Source organism: Alteromonas sp. McT4-15 (assembly GCF_020515205.1).
In the GTDB taxonomy this organism is placed as follows: Bacteria; Pseudomonadota; Gammaproteobacteria; order Enterobacterales; family Alteromonadaceae; genus Alteromonas.
In genome coordinates, this window is record NZ_JAJALG010000050.1 from 1 (window position 1) to 18,763 (window position 18,763).

Below are 18,763 nucleotides of genomic sequence, written 5' to 3' on the forward strand. Positions count from 1 at the left end.
CTCCACGGCGAGAACGCAGCTTCCCCCGAACAGTTAAGAAGAGACCACAGCGATACAGCAGAAAGAAAAATGCCGCTCACCTTAAGTGAACGGCATTAGAGCTCAGGGCTCGCTTTTTTTGTATTAATTTTTTACGCTAATTACTGCTTGTTAGTGGTTTTCGTCATTAGCGCTTATCAAGTAGCCCACGAGTTACTCTTCGTCAGCGGTATCTGTGTCGTCTTCCTGTGGCTTTCTTGGTTTGCGTTTTATCGGAACCATACCCACATCCTCACCGCCCATCGTATCGATACGCTTTTTATGCTGTTGTTTAATCGGTTTTGCCACCCGTTTTTTAACTTGCGCACCAGCTTGTTTGGATGCCTTTTTCTTTGCTGGAGCAAAGCCTTTAAAAGTAGCGGCGTGTTCTGGGTGAGCACTGCACTCTAACGCGTATTGCAAATGGTTTTTAAGTGCTTCAAAGCTCTTCCAATCGCGCGGCCCAACTAAGGAAAATGCTTCGCCTTTTTGTCCTGCGCGGCCAGTACGGCCAATACGATGAATATATTCATCGGCGTTTTTAGGAAGATCAAAATTGACAACTAAGCCTACTTTAGATAGATCAAGCCCACGTGATGCTAGGTCTGTTGTAACTAAGATGCTGTGTTGGCCTCGCGCAAATGAACTCATAATTGCAGCGCGCTGGTTTTGTGGTAGATCGCCGCGAAGCGCAATAGCCTCTAAACCTTCTTTGTTGAGCAATGCTGCAATGCGGTCGGTATCGTCACGTGTAGCGGTAAATACAATGGCTTGATTGTAAGAACGGTTCGTTAACTCAGCGTGTAATATGGCATCTTTGTTATCGACGTTATCTGCAAAGAAACATTGCTGTTCTATATCACCGTGCTGGGCAGTCGCATCACCCACAGCAACGCGCACCGCACTTTTCGTTAATTGCCCCGTCATGTGCTTCAACTCAATATTATCAAGTGTGGCAGAGAACAACATAGTTTGGCGTTTTCGGTGGTCTGCGTAATCGTTTATCATTTTAAGCTGTGCAGCAAACCCCAAATCAAGCATACGGTCAGCTTCGTCAAAAATCAGCAGCTCCAAACCGTTTAGGTATACGCTTTTATCGAGTAGATGGTCAGCTACGCGGCCCGCTGTGCCAACGATGATATGTGGGTTACGGCGCAGAGCTTTTACTTGGTCATTATAATTTTCACCGCCAACGATTAGCGAGCAAGTAAGGTTCAACCCTGTGCACATCGACTTAGCCTCAATAAACACCTGTTTCGCTAATTCGCGAGTTGGCGCCAAAATCAATGCGCGCGGGTCTTGACGACTAAGTGCTTTTTGCGACATTAAACGATTGATAGCTGGAACTAAAAAAGCGAAGGTTTTACCTGAGCCTGTTTTTGAAGACGCAATAATATCTTTACCTTGAATAGCCGGTAACATAGTGCGTTCTTGAATTTCGGTGAGCGTTGAAATGTTTTTAGTTTCAAGCTTAGAAATGATTTTATGGTGGACAGGTAAATCGGTAACTTGCAAAGGGATGCCTCTTAAAATAACGAATCGGCGCATTATCCCTTAATGATAGACATAATGAAAGAAGAGGGCATAAAGATGCCCTCTAAAATATAATTAAAGTGACATTTCTACCACATTGTCTGGAACAATAAGCTTGCCCGCTGTTTTTTCTTTAATCTCGTCAATACTTACGCCCGGCGCACGCTCTTGTAGTACAAACGCACCGTCCTGCACGCTAAGTACTGCCAAATCGGTGATAATCCGTGTGATACAATTTACGCCAGTTAACGGCAAGGTACATTCAGGCAGTAGTTTTGAATTGCCATGCTTGTCAGTGTGAGTCATGGTAACAATGATGTTTTTAGCACCAGCCACAAGGTCCATAGCTCCGCCCATACCTTTAACCAGTTTACCCGGTATCATCCACGAAGCGATGTTTCCAGAAACGTCCACCTCAAACGCGCCAAGTACCGTAAAATCAACGTGGCCACCACGGATCATGGCGAAGCTTTCAGCACTGTTGAAAATGGAGGCGCCGGTAATTGCTGTTACCGTTTCCTTGCCTGCATTTATCATGTCTGCATCTACTTCTTCTTCAGTAGGGTATCGTCCCATACCTAAAAGGCCATTCTCTGATTGCAACATAACGCTAATATCGTCAGGCACATAGTTGGCGGCCAATGTGGGAATACCTATACCCAAGTTTACGTAGTCGCCATCTTTGAACTCTTGCGCTACGCGCATGGCAATTTGCTCTCTAGTTAGCATTATACTGCCTCCTTACTTACGATACGTCGTTCAATGCGTTTTTCGAATGAACCTTTGATTACGCGGTTCACGTAAATTCCCGGCGTGTGAATTTCACTGGGTGATAACTCTCCAGGCTCTACGATTTCCTCTGCTTCGACGACAGTAATTTTACCTGCAGTAGCCGCCATTGGATTAAAGTTTTGCGCAGTGTGGCGATAAATACAGTTACCAAATTTATCGGCTTTCCATGCCTTAACAATGGCAAAGTCGCCAGTGATAGCGTGCTCTAGAATATAAGGGCGGCCATTAAATTCTTTTACCTCTTTACCTTCGCCAACTGGTGTACCGTAGCCAGTTGCTGTATAAAACGCTGGTATGCCTGCACCACCTGCTCGCATTTTTTCGGCAAGGGTACCTTGTGGTGTAAGTTCTACCTCTAACTCACCATTTAATAACTGCTTTTCAAACAGGGCATTCTCGCCCACGTAGGAAGAAACCATTTTTGCTATTTGCTTATCTTCAAGCAATAAACCGAGGCCAAAACCATCTACGCCGCAGTTGTTGGAAACTACGGTTAGACCACTGACGCCCATTGTCTTTATTTGTGCAATTAAGCCTTCTGGAATACCGCAAAGGCCAAAACCGCCGGCAATGACAGTCATGCCATCTTGTAAACCCTTCATTGCTTCATCATATGAAGAAACGACTTTGTTGAAACCTGCCATTCACTCTCTCCAATTTGAATTGTTAATACTAAGTATCAACATTGTTGCTTCTTATGTAAAATCGAATTAATCTTGTAATTGATAAATTTTATTAATTAATGAGAATGGATATTTCGTATCGTCAATTACGTGCTTTTATAGAGGTTGCTAAGTCGTCTACGTTCGCCGAAGCCGCCGTAAATTTGCACCTAACACAACCGGCGTTGTCGTCGTCGATAAAAAAAATGGAACAACAATTAGGTGGCAGATTGTTTGAACGCAATACCCGAAACGTAAGCCTTACACCAGAAGGTGAATTTCTATTACCTAATGCCATTAGACTACTTCGAGATTGGGACAATACGTTCTCTGACATTCAGAACTTATTCGCGATGGCAAAAGGACAATTGTCTGTGTGTGCCATGCCGTCTTTTGCAGAGTCGCACTTGCCGATATTGCTAGCCCAGTTTCACCGTGAAGCGCCGAACGTAAACATACGCGTTATTGACATCGTTATGGAACAAGTGATCAATGAAGTAACAACTGGCCGTTGTGAGTTAGGTTTTTCTTTTGAACCTGAGCGTAAAGACGGTCTTATTTTTGAAAGCCTATTTCAAGACCGATTTGTGGTAGTTGCCAACAAAGAGCAAGCCGCAAAACTTAGCCAAGTGCCACTGTGGCGCGAATGTCTGTCACTGCCACTCGTTATGATGAACCGTGGATCTGCGGTAAGGTCATGGACACAAAATAAGCTGCAGCAATATGGCGACATTAATATCGTGGCTGAAACAGGGCAATTGTCTACCCTAGGCAAGCTTATTAAACATGGGCTTGGGATTTCGATCATGCCGTCATTGTGTGAAACGCAAATGAAAAGCTTGGGCTTAGTGGTACTGCCTATTGAAACAGATCCATTGATAAAACGTATAGGGCTTATCCGAAATGCCAGAAAAGGATTGTCGGTTTCAGCTCAAAAACTGTGGGATTTGTGTGTAGCTTATTACGGAGATTAGTTAAAAGACGTAATGGAAAAGCTCAATCTCAGAGCATCAGGTTTATATACGTTGACAAATACCCTTGTTATTCATTTAACAATTGCCTTTCAAGCCATTTGTTTTTGTACTGCTCTATAGCAAATTCTACTTCTCCATTGTCGACCTTAAGCTGTAAACGTTTATCAAATTCATCGATTATTGCGGTGCAAGCAGAGCGCTTGCTAAAACCGTGATGTACGACGGCATTGTTAGTTTCGAACACTATTTCAAACTGAGAGAGCATTTTGTTAGTCTGAAGAAATGCGTTCGCAGTTTGCTTGCCAATAACAAAATAATCGGTTCTACCCCGTGCAAGAAGCTCGAAATTTTCCCGTAGCCCTTTAATCTCAACGACATCTTGAACCGATAAGAATGCATCAATATGCTCGCCGTGATTATCTCCAGCATTTACAGAGCCAATCAATCCATCCAACGCGTCGAGGGAGTGTACAGGTTGAGTGTCTGGTGTTGCTTTTTGGTAAATGGCAACGGGGTTACTGTAGAAATGAGCGCTAGTGTATTGAAGAAACTGCTCGCGTTCGTTGGTTTTTTTTAGCGCTGGAATTAGGTCGATATGACCAGCATAGGCTTGTTGGAGTACACGTTTCCAGGGCCCAACATAGTCCGAACGCCACGCTATACCCATCTCGTTTAGAATTTGCCCGGTAATGTCGATAGAGGCCCCTATTATCTCACCGTCTTGCTCCCAGTGAAAAGGTGCATAGTTAGGATGTGCTGAAATGATGACTTCATCGCAAGCATTGTTGAGACTTTCGCTATCAATTAGCGCATATGCTTTAAAGGTGCATAAGGGTAAAGTAACCAGAAATAAGAGGCTAGGGCGTAATGTAGAACCAATTAAGCGTTTATACATAACGGTGTCCTTACCTTTTGCCAGTGTTGTCTTATACTACCATTTCTTTTTCGGTGCGAAGAGTTCGTCTAATTCGTCGCGTTCTTCTGCTTGTTTCTTGGCGCGATCTTTTTCATTAACACTCTTGAGGTTGCTTTGTATCTCATAGAGCCATTCTTTTATCGTTGCCAGTCGAGAACTTGAATATTCATCTTGTGGTGTCTGATTTTCTAAGGCTGCTTTAGCTTTTTCAAAATACTGCCTAGCAGAACCTAGCATATTAGTTTGAAGGGCGGCTTTACCTCGTTTTACCAAGGTTTCCACATTCACTTTAAGCTGAAGCTTTTCTAAATGCTTGTCTTCGTCTAAAAAAACTTTCGAATCAATTTGCCCTTTACTGTGTTCGGCTCGAATAATGACCCTCAGTTTTTTCACGGCCTGTATATATTGAATAATAACCTTATCGTTATCGGGAAGCGCGAATTCAGTCGACACCGGAGAATTGTCAGAGAGCGCTGTAGCAGCTGCTTGCTCAGTACTTGATATGCGCTGCTTTAACTCTGCTGTACTTGCCAATTCGTTCATTGTTTTCAATGAATTAAGAATGCGATTGTGAAGAATACCCATAAGGCGAGACGACACTGGCATATTCACGCTAGCCGCAATAACATTTTCTGTCTCATCTACAATCGTGCGTTGCTTGGCTAGCTCAGCGCGGCGCTCAGCTTCCTGTTTTTGCCTATGTTGCTGCATTGCGTTAATAAATATTGCTGCAATAAGCAAAACAACAATCAGGATTATGATAATCACGTACATGCGCGTGTTCCGTCTCTTTTATGCTCTTATTATAACGTTCATAGAAGTATGTGCGTAAAACGTTATTTTGTCTTCATTTATTATTATCGGTCAATACTACGGTATTTTTACTTCAAATACACTTCCACCGTAAACCCCACCGTTGCTTAGCGCTATCGTGCCTGTTTTATCGCCTTGAGAATGTGCTTTGGCGATTAATTTGGCAAAAAACAGGCCTAGTCCAGTGCGACCTTGACTCAACTCAAAATCGGCCAATTGCTCGTGGCTTCTTGTCAGCATATCACTAGGATATCCGCTACCATCGTCTTCAACTTTTAGCTGTAGAAAGCCATCATAATCAGCAGCAGACACTTTTATCTTTGACGTACCGTAACGCATGGCGTTAATAATTGCGTCATTGAGCAAAAGGTAAATTAATTCTTCATCGAGATACCAACGTAACTCTGATTCTATTTCTATCTCGATATTTATGTGTTTTTGATTTGTATAAAGCGTATTAGAGCCAATAACGTCTTCAACAAGATCTTGAATGAAGCACTCATCGACCGTGATAGGTAAACTTTCGAGTTCTGCTCGATACAACGACAGAATTTGTACTAGATTGGTATTAAGTCTAGACGCCTCGTAATGCACGTTAGCTACTTGTTCTTGCGCTTCAGTGTTATCTACAGGAAGAACATGGCTAAGTGCTTCAATAGATTGAATAAGTAGAAATAGTGAGTTCTTCATATCATGTACAGCGGCAGCTAGTACCGAAGAGAAGTCGATAGTTGAAGTGACCTGCTTGCTACTCATAATGGTTAATATTATTTCCTGTGCCGTGTACGTTTTATAATGTCTAAGATTACGTAAAAAGGCGAATGATACTGCGATAAAATATTGAGTTTGTGCATATTTTCTACTTTATTATGCAGATTTTGTAATATCAACTAGCAAAAATAAGTGGTTTTGGTTATAACGATGGGAGTATAGTGATAATCCGGTGCAGTAAATGGTGCGTAAAATATGAAACTACAACAACTACGGTATATCGTAGAAGTCCTTAATAATAATCTGAATGTCTCTGCAACAGCTGAAAGTTTGTATACTTCTCAGCCAGGTATTAGCAAGCAAGTAAGAATGCTAGAAGATGAACTTGGCGTTCAGATATTTGGTCGTAGTGGGAAGCACCTAACACACGTTACTGATGCAGGTAATGATGTAATCAATATAGCGCGTGAAATTCTAGCAAAAGTTGAGAGCATTAAGGCAGTTGCGCGAGAGCACACTTTACCAGACCAAGGTAAACTCAATATAGCAACAACGCATACTCAAGCGCGTTACGCGTTACCTGATGTGATACAAGGTTTCATGGGTAAATACCCTAAAGTATCGTTACATATGCACCAAGGCACGCCGTCTCAGATAAGTGACCTAGCCGCCAAAGGCGAGGCCGATTTCGCTATTGCAACTGAAGCACTGCATCTCTACAACGACTTAGTCATGTTGCCATGCTATCACTGGAATAGAAGTGTCATTGTAAATAAAGATCATCCGCTGTCTAAAAAAGGCACGATAGATATTAGTGATATTGCTAAATATCCACTGGTTACTTACGTATTTGGGTTTACTGGGCGTTCGGAGCTGGACCAAGCATTTGAGCGCGCTGGGCTTACGCCTAAAATAGTGTTTACTGCCACCGATGCCGACGTTATCAAAACTTACGTTCGTTTAGGTGTAGGAATTGGCGTTATTGCGTCAATGGCAGTAAGTGAAGAACTTGATGATGATTTAGTTAAAATTGATGCGAGTCATTTGTTCGATTACAGCACGACTAAGATTGGGTTTAGAAAAGGCTCGTTTTTACGCAGTTATATGTATGACTTTATTGAACGGTTTGCGCCACATTTGACTAAAGATAAAGTGGAAAAAGCGATGATGCTTAAAAATAACGATGAAGTAGAAAAGATGTTTAAAGGTGTAACGCTACCCGTTAAGTAACGATTGTGAACTGACAAAAAAAGGGGCTTAATTGCCCCTTTTTTTATAGTTTTGGTTAGTGTAATTCGCTTAACACTCGATTATATTCACGGCTAGGCCACCACGCGCGGTTTCTTTATACTTGGTCTTCATGTCGTTGCCGGTATCTCGCATCGTCTTGATAACTTTATCTAGTGATACTTTTTGTTCGCCTGTACCACGCAACGCCAAGCGCGACGCGTTAATTGCCTTAATGGCCCCCATGGCATTTCGCTCAATACAAGGTACTTGTACAAGTCCACCAACTGGGTCACAGGTTAACCCTAAATTGTGCTCCATGCCTATTTCTGCAGCGTTTTCAACCGATGCCGCAGTGCCGCCCATAATTTCAGCAAGAGCGCCAGCTGCCATAGAGCAAGCAACACCAACTTCACCCTGGCAACCTACTTCGGCACCTGAGATAGATGCGTTTTCTTTATACAAAATGCCAATCGCACCTGCAGTGAGAAGGAAACGGCTTGCAACTTCTTCATCGACTGGACGGATAAATTTGTCGACGTACTGTAAAACCGCGGGAATAATACCCGCTGCACCATTAGTGGGAGCCGTCACAACACGCCCGCCCGCGGCATTTTCTTCATTAACGGCAAGTGCAAACAAGTTTACCCAATCCATGGTTTGCATAGGATCATTGGTGTGCTCAGTTTGAAGTCTTCTATACAGCCCAGGAGCTCGACGTACGACCTTCAGACCACCAGGAAGAATACCTTCACTTTCAATGCCGCGCTGTATACAGGCTTTCATAACAAGCCAAATATTGTGTAGCTCTTGTTTTACTTCGTGCTTAGGCCTGAATGTAGATTCATTACGTAGCATGAGTGAGCTAATGCTAAGGCCATTTGTTTTACAAAGTGCTAGCAATTCTCCAGCCGTTTTAAATGGGAACGGAACTGATGCTTGTAGACTTGCTGCGTGTGCCTTGGTGGCATCGAAGTCTTCATCTTTAATGATAAATCCACCACCAATACTGTAATAGGTCTGCTCGGCCAGCAATTCATCTTTGTGATAAACATAAAACGTTAGCGCGTTGGCATGTTTTGGTAGTGTTTTACGACGGTGAAATACAATGGCATTTTTGTTTGGAAAACGCACCGGCTTAGTACCATTTAGCGACAGCACTTCACTGTTGCGTACTTCTTCAAGCTTTGCGTCAATAGTGTCAACGTCTACTTGGTCAGGCAATTCACCTAATAGACCTAAAATTACTGCTTTACCGGTGCCGTGACCAATACCGGTTTGTCCAAGAGAACCAAAAAGCTCTACTTTAACGTGGTCAATTTTATTAAATAGTTCTGGCTGTTGTGCCAACTCACTGGCAAACTCTGCGCCCGCTTTCATAGGGCCTACAGTGTGTGAACTTGAAGGGCCTATACCCACACTGAACATGTCAAATACACTGATCATAGTATTTTCATCATTAAAACGAATTAATAGTAAGATCATGCATCTGAGTGCAAACAACTACAATACAGAAATGCTAATAGTGTGATTAGTTTTGCTAATACGCTGTAAACATTTATTTATAGTGCAGCAATTGAGCACTAAGCCACTAGGGATGAATATGGTGTGAAAGATTGCGTAGCAATGCGGCTGTTGCGCCCCAAATCATTTTGTCTTGCCATGGTATGAAATAAATAGGAAAGGTTTTGTTATTTCTGTGGGTTGTGTGAATCAAGTGATTCTTTCTATCTAAAAGGTGAGCTAGCGGTACTTCAAATGCACTTTCCACTTCGTTTTTGTCAAGTTTGGGCTCAAAGTCTGGGTTAACAAACCCAACAACAGGCGCGATTTCATATCCGCTAATAGTGCGATAGCGAGGCAACATACCGACAATGTCTACATTTTTAGGCGGTAAACCAATTTCTTCATCGGCTTCTCTTAGCGCGGCGTCAAAAAGGCTAGCATCGCTATTCTCAACAGCGCCACCAGGAAAACTTATTTGTCCAGGGTGATGTTTTAGGTGGTAGGCTCGCTCTGTGAGCAAAACACTTAACTTATCACCATAGTCGATAAGGGGAATCAGAACGGCGGCCGGACGACCCGCTTTTCGAAGCGGATAATCGGGCTCTATATGCGGAACACGTAAATGGTGAAATTGTGCAATAAATTCTTTTCTTGTCATGTTTTAAGTTACATGTATTAAACTAATTAGCATTAAGCGACTCTAACACTGGGATGATCTTAGACACCTTATCGAAGGTCTCTTGATATTCCTCTTGCGCCACAGAGTCAAGCACAATACCGCCTCCAGCCCAACAATATAGTGTATTATTTTCAGCCAACAATGTGCGAATACAGATACTAGAGTCCATATCTTCCCGAAAGCCCATATAAAATATACTTCCGCAATAAATGTGTCTTCTATGTGGCTCGAGTTCGTCAATCACTTCCATTGCTCTAATTTTAGGGGCACCGGTAATCGAGCCACCGGGAAAAGCTGATTTAAGTAAAGTTAATGGCGACGTTGACTCATCAAGTTCACCGACCACTGTACTTACTAAGTGGTGTACAGCTTGGTAACTTTCAAGTGCAAACAACGCAGGCACGTTAACAGAGTGTGGTTTACAGTGCTTTGAGATATCGTTACGTAGCAAGTCAACAATCATAAGGTTTTCAGCGCGATCTTTCTCAGCAGATAGCAAACTTTCAGCAATTCGCTTGTCTTTACTTGGGTCGCTAAAACGGGGTCTGGTACCTTTGATTGGCTTTGTCTCGACAACACCATCTTTCACGCGCAAGAAGCGTTCAGGCGATATTGAGGCTATGCTGCCAGAGGATGAATTGTAATAGGCTGAAAAGGGCGCGCAGTTTTGTGCTCTTAACTCTTTATACGCATTCCAAAAGCTACCTGTATACGTTGCTGAAAAGCGCTGTGCCATATTCACTTGATAGCAATCACCAGCACGCAGGTAATTATTAATTTGTGACAAACACTGTGTGTATGCCTCTTTTGTAAGATTAGATTTAAATGGTGATGTTAGTGCAAAATTAGCGCGTTCATGTTGTGCTCTAACAAGTGTTTCAATGTCTGGAATTGTACTTCCGTCGCATGAGCAATAATAAAATGCCCCCGTTTTGGTATCTTCGATAAGCGATTGTAAATAAAGACCAACAGAAAAATCAGCGCTTTGGTAATCTGATTGTGAGATTGAAGGAAGACTTTCATAGTAGCGCCCCGTGTCATAACCCGCCATGCCTGCCACGCCAATAATAAATGGCAACTCACTTATGTCTTCAGAAGTATCAACAGTTGCACCGTCTAGCTGGCTATGGAGGTACTTTTCTACAGCCTCAAATGGTTTTTCATCCACTACTGTATTTATATTGCGAATTGGGTCGTGAAGTGAAACTACACCCTCTTTGGCTTCTACCACCAATGAGGGGGAGTAGGTCATAATGTTATAGCGCCCGTCACTTTGTGTAGAGCCAGAAGTATCAAGTAACAACGCCCATGGCGTATGCGATATTTTCTGAAATATGTCAGTAAAGCATGCACATTCTGCTGTTTCTGGTATCAGTGAGCATAATTCTTGTTTCGATAAACGAGTAACCTTGATGGTAAACGGCGTGTGTTGCATAAAATGTATTATTTACTTCTTGTCTTTGTTATTCGGTGCTTGTGAAGCGTATATACTGTGTCTATTACTAGCACTCTCATCTCACACTGGCGAGATAAAACCATTACTCTGACAAATAGTTAGAATTAAGGTTACGCCATTCGTTTTACGTGGTGCGATGTCGCTAGATGCGCTAGTATACGCTTTTTTAGCTAGCTAAGACCACGAAAGCCAAATAAAAAGAGGATGTCATGACCGTTATTCGTCAACAAGACTTCATTGACAGCATTGAAGATGCCCTACAGTTTATTTCTTACTATCACCCTCTAGACTACGTTAAGGCAGTAGAAGAGGCTTACAACAAAGAGCAAAGCCAAGCAGCAAAAGACGCGATGGCACAAATTCTAATTAACTCTCGCATGTCAGCAGAAGGCAAGCGCCCTCTATGCCAAGACACAGGTATTGTTACTTGTTTTGTAAAAGTAGGCATGGGTGTGACATGGGATAAGACCGACATGACTGTGCAAGAAATGGTCGATGAAGGTACACGTCGCGCTTATCTTAATCCAGACAACCCGCTTCGCGCGTCAATCGTTACAGATCCAGCGGGTGCGCGTAAAAATACAAAAGATAATACGCCGGCGGTTGTGCACATTGACATGGTAGCGGGCGAAAAGATTGAAGTGATGATCGCGGCCAAAGGTGGTGGTTCAGAAAATAAATCTAAAATGGTAATGCTTAACCCAAGCGACGATATTGCTGATTGGGTGGTAAAAACGTTACCCACTATGGGAGCAGGTTGGTGCCCACCAGGCATGCTGGGAATAGGTATCGGTGGAACTGCAGAAAAAGCAGCAGTGCTGGCTAAAGAAAGCTTAATGGACCCTGTTGATATTCAAGAACTCATTGAACGCGGTCCACAAACTACAGATGAAAAGCTACGTCTTGAGATCTTCGATCGCGTTAACAAGCTTGGTATTGGCGCACAAGGGCTAGGCGGCCTCACTACCGTTGTTGATGTAAAAATTAAATCGCTTCCTACACACGCTGCGTCTAAGCCTGTCGCGATGATCCCCAATTGTGCAGCGACTCGCCATGCACATTTCTATTTAGATGGATCTGGTCCTGCTGAATTGGCTCCGCCTAAGTTAGAAGATTGGCCAGAAGTGACATGGGAAGTTAGCGAAAATACCCGTCGCGTAAACCTTGACGATGTCACAAAAGAAGATATTCAAGAGTGGCAAGTGGGTGAGACTGTTTTGCTATCTGGCAAAATGCTAACAGGTCGCGATGCAGCACACAAACGCATTCAAACTATGATGGAAAACGGAGAAGGTCTCCCTGATGGCGTTGATCTTACCAACCGCTTTATCTACTACGTAGGTCCAGTAGATGCAGTAGGTGATGAAGTTGTAGGACCAGCAGGTCCAACAACCGCGACACGCATGGATAAGTTTACCGATATGATGCTTGAGAAAACAGGCCTTATTGGCATGATTGGTAAGGCTGAGCGTGGACCAGCAACGGTAGATTCTATAGCAAAACACAAAGCAGTTTATTTGATGGCTGTGGGTGGAGCTGCTTATCTTGTTTCTAAGGCAATCAAAAAATCTCGTGTAGTGGCTTTCGAAGACTTAGGTATGGAAGCAATTTACGAATTTGAAGTAGAAGATATGCCGGTAACAGTCGCAGTAGATAGCACAGGTGCAAATGCCCATAAAAATGGTCCAGCAATTTGGAAAGCAAAAATCGAAGATTTAGATAAATCATTATCTAAATAACAGGTTATTTGCTAGCTATTTAACGTGGCTGTTGAAATAGATTAGAAACAGGTACCTTGAGTACCTGTTTTTATTTGTGTTTTTTGTTTATAGTGCTGTACAAAATAACAGTATGTCATTGGCGCTATGATTTTCGAACTTATTCAGTCTTCACCATTAACCATTTTAATTACGCTAGTTTTACTAGTCCTTTTCGGTACTTTTCTGTTGCTACAAAATTTACGACTGGAGAAAAGTAATACTGATAAACAAACAACTATTGATAGCTTATCTACTGAATTAATCAGACTTCGCGAAAAGCAAGCTCTGTTATCTCAACAAGCAGAGCAGGTGGTCACACTTCAACAATCCAATGAAGAGTTAAAAGACACTTTAAATAAAGAGCGTATTTCATTAGCTAAAGCGCATGCACAAAATGATGCGCACCAAAACAGAATACATGCTCTGATGGAAGCGCATGAAGATAAGCTTGCAGCGATGACGGCATCAGAGCAGCGCTTACAAACTCAGTTTGAAAACTTAGCGAATAAGATTTTTGAAGAAAAGCAACAGCGTTATACCCAGCAAACGAAGCACAATCTTGAATCGGTACTCGCGCCATTTAAATCTGAATTAGACAGTTTTAAACGCCAGATTTCTGAGCAACACATTAGAGAAGGGCAAGAGCGAGCGTCGCTTAAAACGGAAATTTTGAGTTTAAAAGCCTTGAACCAAAAGATTACCGAAGAAGCGGCCGCTTTAACCAACGCGCTCAAAGGGGATAATAAAAAGCAAGGCAATTGGGGAGAAGTAGTACTACAACGAATCTTGCAGGAATCAGGCTTAAGAGAAGGGCATGAATTTGATACGCAGGTGGCAGCCACTTCACAAGAAGGACGTAGATATCAACCTGATGTTGTCGTTCATTTGCCAAATGAAAAAGACGTTATTATCGACTCAAAAGTTAGCCTTGCTGCGTATGAGCGATTTTATAACTGCGAAGACGAAGCACAGCGCGACATTTACCTAACTCAACATGTTGCTTCAATTAAAGGGCATATAAAGGGGTTAGGTGCAAAAGACTACCAATCACTTAAAGGCATTAAGACCCTCGATTATGTGTTGCTATTTATTCCGATTGAGCCTGCTTTCTTATTGGCCGTTGAAGAAGAGCCTGACCTAGTGACGCTAGCGCTTAACAATAACATCATGCTTGTAAGTCCTACCAATTTATTAGTTGCGCTGCGCACAATTAATAATATTTGGCAGTATGAATATCAAAACCAAAACGCCCAACTTATCGCTGAGCAAGCGGCTAAGTTGTACGATAAGTTTGTGGGCTTTATCACTGATATGGAAAAGGTAGGTAAGGCTTTAGATGGGGCGCAATCAAGTTTTGACAGTGCAATGAATAAGCTAAGTAGCGGGCGGGGAAATATTGTAAAACAAATTGAAAAGTTCAGAGAGCTTGGCGTTCAACCTAACAAAAAGTTAAATGAGAACATTCAGTCTTTAACTAATAAAAGCGATGATTAATCGTAATCCCTATATGAGCTTACTCTTTCTGAGAGGGTTTACCTATACGGTTTGTGTGGATTGTCACAATCAGACTTCTTACAAAAACAGTTTAAAAAAAAGGCCGCAGTTGCGGCCTTTTTAGTAGCTAAGCGTTATGCATTAAGCACGTTTAGCACGTCTACGTAGGTAGATAGCAGGCGCTAGAAGCAATGCTATCCAGCCCATTGAACCACCGTTTTTGTCTTTTACTTGAATAGTAACGGTTTCGGTTACTGTGTCGATACCGTCTGTCGCAGTCACTGTTACCGCAATGCTAGAGGCTTGCTCATGGCTTGGTGCAGTGTCTGTAATCTTCGTAGTTTGAAGACCATTCATAGTAATAGTAACGTCATCACCGTCAGCGTCAGTAGCAGAAGCGGTAACAGTAAATGTCTTACCTTCATCTACACTTGCTGGTGCACTGATTGAAATTACTGGCGCGTCTTGTACACCTGCAACTGCAACTGCAACAGTACCTTCGCCAATAGTTTCACCTTGTACCTCTTCACCTTCATCATTAGTTGTACCCATTACACGAACAGTATACGTAAATGAATCCTCTCCAAAGAAATCAGCGTTAGGCGTATAAGTAACCGTACCATCATCGTTCACAGTTACAGTGCCGTTTTCAGCAGCAGTAACAACTTCAACTGTTGATGGGTCTAGCTCTTCTTTGTCGATTTCAATCGGTGTATAAGTTCTGAAGTTACCTGATAGCGATTCCATTTCGAAAGTGTTGAAAACAACATCTTCCATTTCATTCGCTAGGATATTTGCAGTAATAGAAGCGTCTTCGTTTACAGCAAGCACGTCATCCATTAACTCGCCTGCAGGCTTGATAGTACCACTATAGCTTACAGAGATTTCATCACCTGGAATGGTAACAATACTAAACTCATCACCTTCAACCGGTAGAGAGCCGTAAACACCTGATGATAATTGTGCCGCATGTGTAAAGCCAACAGTACCTGACGCATCTTCAAAACCAACTACAGCAGCAGTGTTATTTGCGCTCATTGGTCCATATGCAAACGAGAAGGTTTCAGCGTTGCGGTCATACCAAATCTGGAAGTTGACACTAGAACCAGTATCACCCCACAACATTGCGTTCTCCCACTCAACTACAAAGTACTGGTTAGTACTAGTGTTAAGGGTCGCAGCATACATGCGACCTGTACCTGGATCATCAGCTGACGTGCCGTCCAAATCAAGATCCGTCCAGTATGGAGCAATAACATTATTTGGCTCTTGTGCACCAGGCAGCTCGTGTGGACGATATTCAGTCACAGAGCCTGATGACGTTCCAAGTGAAATGAAGCCATTTGAAGATACTTGAACTTCGCTATAAGTCTGACCCATATATTCAAGATCGATAAACGAAGTAACAGTTATAGCCGCATCGTCACATTGCTCAGTACATACGATAGGGTCTACCACGAATGGTAGGCTAGTCATAGGCAAGTAACCAAATGGTGCCGGCGTATTGCTAAGCTCTAGTGTCGCTGTATTAAGCGCGCCTTCCCAACGAATTTCGCGATTTTCTGCATCGTACGTTACTGGCTCTTGGTTACCATTTTTAACCGCTGAGATAGTTGACGGATCGATGTCATACTTTTCGTCAACGGTAGAAGTGATACCGATAAGACCCGTAACATTCTGGTTAGTAGCAGATGCGCGTGTAATAACTTCTTCACCTTCAGCAGCAAAATCATTGCTTACTGAGCTGCTGAACAATTCTGGCTCATCAGTATTTACAGGGTAGATTGCAACAGGAATGAAGTAATCAGTCGTATCGTCATTGCCATCTGTCCAATTAATACCACCAAATGTCCATTCACCTGATGAAGCAAGTGAAACGTTAGCAGAAATCATAATTTCTGCAGATGCACCAGCAGGTAATGTTGCCATATCAGGAGTAACAGTAACTTCGATATTTTCGTCATCGAACATTGCAGTCGCGTCAACATTAACGTCTGCGTCACTGTTATTAGTAACCGTGATAGACATATCACATGTGATGTAACAGTGTGAAGAAACAAGACTAATATCGCTATAAGTCAGTTCAACTGAAGTTGCTCGAGGTAAGTCAAGGCGACCCGCACCGATATCAAAATTATCAGCAGGAGTTAGTGCATCATCTTTAAGTACGTCACGAATTGATGAAGTGACAAGCGCACTCTTGATTTGCTGTGCAGACCAATCTGGGTGCATTTGCTTCAATAGTGCCGCCGCGCCTGCTACATGAGGCGCAGCCATTGACGTACCACCTTTGAACGAGAAGTTCTCGTCTATGTGTCCTGGTGCATCTGGAGACTCACCAGAGAAAATTCTAACACCTGGTGCCGCGATATTCGGTTTCAAGAATGTCGCATCACCACCTGGTCCTCGTGAACTAAAATCAGCAACGATGTCAGCCAAGCTATCAGAAACAACACGTACAATTTCAGCGCCAATAGTCACATTCACAGCTTCATCAGTTTCAGAGACTAATGTAGCAAGAGCTTGTCCAGGCGTTGCAGGGATCATCAAAGAAGGGATAGTTTGCTCTGGGCTTAGACCACCCATGAGAATTGGAGCTTCACCACGACCATCTACGTTATGTACAAGTACTGCAACTGCACCTGCTGCCTCGGCATTTGCAATTTTGGTCACAAAGCCACAAGTACCACGACTAACAAGTGCAATTGCACCATCAAAAGCAGAGTCATCAGCAAATGGCTCACAGGCTTCTGCATTGGTTTCAACAACTTCACCTGCGAATACAACTGGCGCTGTAATAGCAGTGTCAAAAACGATGTCCGGATTACCTACAGAATAAAGCGCAGGAATTGCACCAATTGTTGTGTCACCTTCGATAGTTACTTCGTTTGCGAAAAGACGACCTGTTGTTGTTGCAGCAACAGTGATTACATCTTCGTCACAGCCAGGACAACCGATAGTACCAGGGTTAGGGCCATCGTTACCTGCAGCAAATACTGTCACAACACCAGCGTCGTTCATTGCATCAAAAACGCCCGCGTAGAAGCTGCTTGGCATACCGCCTGCGCCACCACCCCAAGAGTTATTTACAATGTCAGCACCGTCTTCAAGTGACGCTTCAAGCATTGAAAGAAGCATTGAAGATGCACCGCTTGAACTTGCTGGGTTAGCAGGGGTTGCATAAAGACCTTTATACACCATTAAGTATGCAGCTGGTGCAACACCTGAAATTTCAGCTTCTGCGCCATCACGCTCAGCCATAACACCGTAGTTACCAACAGCTGTACCCGCAACGTGAGTACCGTGACCATTGAAGCCTAGTGGGCTTTCATATTCTTCTTCAACTACGCTGAAGCCTTCAACAATCTCTGCTGCACGCGCAACAATAAGCTTGTTGTTACAGAAATCTTCAACTTCTGAACAGTAATCATCTGTCGGTAGAGTAGCTGCATCAGGTGCTGTGAAGTTTTCACCGCTAAACAATGGGTTTTCAGGGCGAATACCACTGTCGATGATGGCCACTTTTACGCCAGCACCTGCAGTTTCTTTACCGCCAAATTGTTCCCATGTCTCAATTGCACCAATAAGGTCTAAGCTCGCATCCATTTGTGCATGGTGGATTACGTCTGGATATACCGCTTTAACCGTTGAAAGTGACTCTAACTTATCAAGTGCATCTTTTGAGATGATACCTGCAAAGCCGTTAAACGCGGTTGTATAAGTAAGGTCTGCTTTAAATGAAGCATCAAAAGCCTTAATGCTTTGAATTACTGATTGCTGCTTTGATTCTAGAAACGATTTGTATTCTTTCGCAGCATTTGATTTGAAGTTAACTTTTTGACCTTTATGTGCTGATGCACCGCTAAGGTTTGGGTTAACACCGCTAAATTGTGCCATTGGCACATCGTTAAGTTGAACAATAACACGAACGCTGTTTTCGTTTGCTTGAATAGCGTTGGCTAGGATGTTTTTCTTATCGAAAGAAGCTTCAACTGCGTTTCTCTGCTCAACGCTGAAACCTTTTAATGATGAAGAGTCTGACGTTGCTAATGCACCAAAAGCAGAACCTGCCAGTGCGGCAGCAACTACCGTGCTTATTAATGTTTTTTTCATAATTATTCTCGTGTGAATAGTTCCCTGGAGTCCAGCTTTTAAACTAATCGTCCGCAATAAAGGTCATTCGCCTCTTTATTTATGCGGAATATCGCTGTGACTACGTATT

14 protein-coding genes are annotated in these 18,763 nt (G+C 42.9%); 4 read left to right on the plus strand and 10 right to left on the minus strand.

The features are described from left to right. Positions 1-192: 192 nt before the first annotated feature. The 3 genes from LHL20_RS19590 to LHL20_RS19600 all read right to left on the minus strand — a co-directional run bounded on the left by LHL20_RS19590 (position 193) and on the right by LHL20_RS19600 (position 2,987). On the minus strand, positions 193-1,533 hold the full coding sequence (locus LHL20_RS19590) for a DEAD/DEAH box helicase (RefSeq protein WP_226434500.1): 1,341 nt from the start codon (positions 1,531-1,533) through the stop codon (positions 193-195). Positions 1,534-1,626: 93 nt separating this feature from the next. Further along, on the minus strand, positions 1,627-2,280 hold the full coding sequence (locus tag LHL20_RS19595; protein ID WP_201283812.1) for a CoA transferase subunit B: 654 nt from the start codon (positions 2,278-2,280) through the stop codon (positions 1,627-1,629). Then, the gene (locus tag LHL20_RS19600) at positions 2,280-2,987 is read right to left on the minus strand and encodes a CoA transferase subunit A (protein ID WP_226434490.1); all 708 of its coding nucleotides are present in this window, start codon (positions 2,985-2,987) and stop codon (positions 2,280-2,282) included. The genes LHL20_RS19595 and LHL20_RS19600 overlap by 1 nt, the downstream gene beginning before the upstream one ends. A gap of 104 nt (positions 2,988-3,091) precedes the next feature. Here LHL20_RS19600 and LHL20_RS19605 point away from each other — a divergent pair, with 104 nt between their 5' ends. Next, positions 3,092-3,979, plus strand: a complete 888-nt coding sequence (locus LHL20_RS19605; protein ID WP_226434491.1) for a LysR family transcriptional regulator — start codon at positions 3,092-3,094, stop codon at positions 3,977-3,979. A 67-nt stretch (positions 3,980-4,046) separates the two neighbouring features. Here LHL20_RS19605 and LHL20_RS19610 read toward each other — a convergent pair whose 3' ends face one another. The 3 genes from LHL20_RS19610 to LHL20_RS19620 all read right to left on the minus strand — a co-directional run bounded on the left by LHL20_RS19610 (position 4,047) and on the right by LHL20_RS19620 (position 6,467). Further along, positions 4,047-4,874 carry a substrate-binding periplasmic protein gene (locus LHL20_RS19610; RefSeq protein ID WP_226434492.1) on the minus strand — a complete coding sequence of 276 codons (828 nt, stop codon included), beginning with the start codon at positions 4,872-4,874 and terminating at the stop codon, positions 4,047-4,049. Positions 4,875-4,910: 36 nt separating this feature from the next. After that, positions 4,911-5,669 (minus strand): hypothetical protein, encoded by a 759-nt coding sequence (locus LHL20_RS19615; RefSeq protein WP_226434493.1) that lies wholly within the window; start codon positions 5,667-5,669, stop codon positions 4,911-4,913. A gap of 96 nt (positions 5,670-5,765) precedes the next feature. Beyond that, positions 5,766-6,467 (minus strand): sensor histidine kinase, encoded by a 702-nt coding sequence (locus tag LHL20_RS19620; RefSeq protein WP_226434501.1) that lies wholly within the window; start codon positions 6,465-6,467, stop codon positions 5,766-5,768. 207 nt (positions 6,468-6,674) lie between these two features. On the opposite strand from LHL20_RS19620, the gene cysB reads away from it, so the two are divergent. Then, the gene (gene cysB, locus LHL20_RS19625) at positions 6,675-7,649 is read left to right on the plus strand and encodes an HTH-type transcriptional regulator CysB (RefSeq protein WP_159624439.1); all 975 of its coding nucleotides are present in this window, start codon (positions 6,675-6,677) and stop codon (positions 7,647-7,649) included. Between the two features lie 69 nt (positions 7,650-7,718). Here cysB and LHL20_RS19630 read toward each other — a convergent pair whose 3' ends face one another. From LHL20_RS19630 to pabB, 3 genes are all read right to left on the minus strand, one after another. Further along, on the minus strand, positions 7,719-9,092 hold the full coding sequence (locus LHL20_RS19630) for an L-serine ammonia-lyase (protein ID WP_226434494.1): 1,374 nt from the start codon (positions 9,090-9,092) through the stop codon (positions 7,719-7,721). A gap of 145 nt (positions 9,093-9,237) precedes the next feature. Continuing rightward, positions 9,238-9,810 carry a CoA pyrophosphatase gene (locus LHL20_RS19635; RefSeq protein WP_226434495.1) on the minus strand — a complete coding sequence of 191 codons (573 nt, stop codon included), beginning with the start codon at positions 9,808-9,810 and terminating at the stop codon, positions 9,238-9,240. A 22-nt stretch (positions 9,811-9,832) separates the two neighbouring features. Continuing rightward, entirely contained in the window at positions 9,833-11,266 is a 1,434-nt protein-coding gene (pabB, locus tag LHL20_RS19640; RefSeq protein ID WP_226434496.1) for an aminodeoxychorismate synthase component I, read from the minus strand. Positions 11,267-11,496: 230 nt separating this feature from the next. Here pabB and LHL20_RS19645 point away from each other — a divergent pair, with 230 nt between their 5' ends. Next, a complete protein-coding gene (locus LHL20_RS19645; protein WP_226434497.1) occupies positions 11,497-13,026 on the plus strand; it encodes a fumarate hydratase in 1,530 nt (509 codons plus the stop codon). Between the two features lie 126 nt (positions 13,027-13,152). Further along, positions 13,153-14,541 (plus strand): DNA recombination protein RmuC, encoded by a 1,389-nt coding sequence (rmuC, locus tag LHL20_RS19650; protein ID WP_226434498.1) that lies wholly within the window; start codon positions 13,153-13,155, stop codon positions 14,539-14,541. A 141-nt stretch (positions 14,542-14,682) separates the two neighbouring features. Here rmuC and LHL20_RS19655 read toward each other — a convergent pair whose 3' ends face one another. Then, positions 14,683-18,654: a S8 family serine peptidase gene (locus LHL20_RS19655; protein ID WP_226434499.1), complete on the minus strand. Its 3,972-nt coding sequence runs from the start codon at positions 18,652-18,654 to the stop codon at positions 14,683-14,685. Positions 18,655-18,763: the final 109 nt, after the last annotated feature.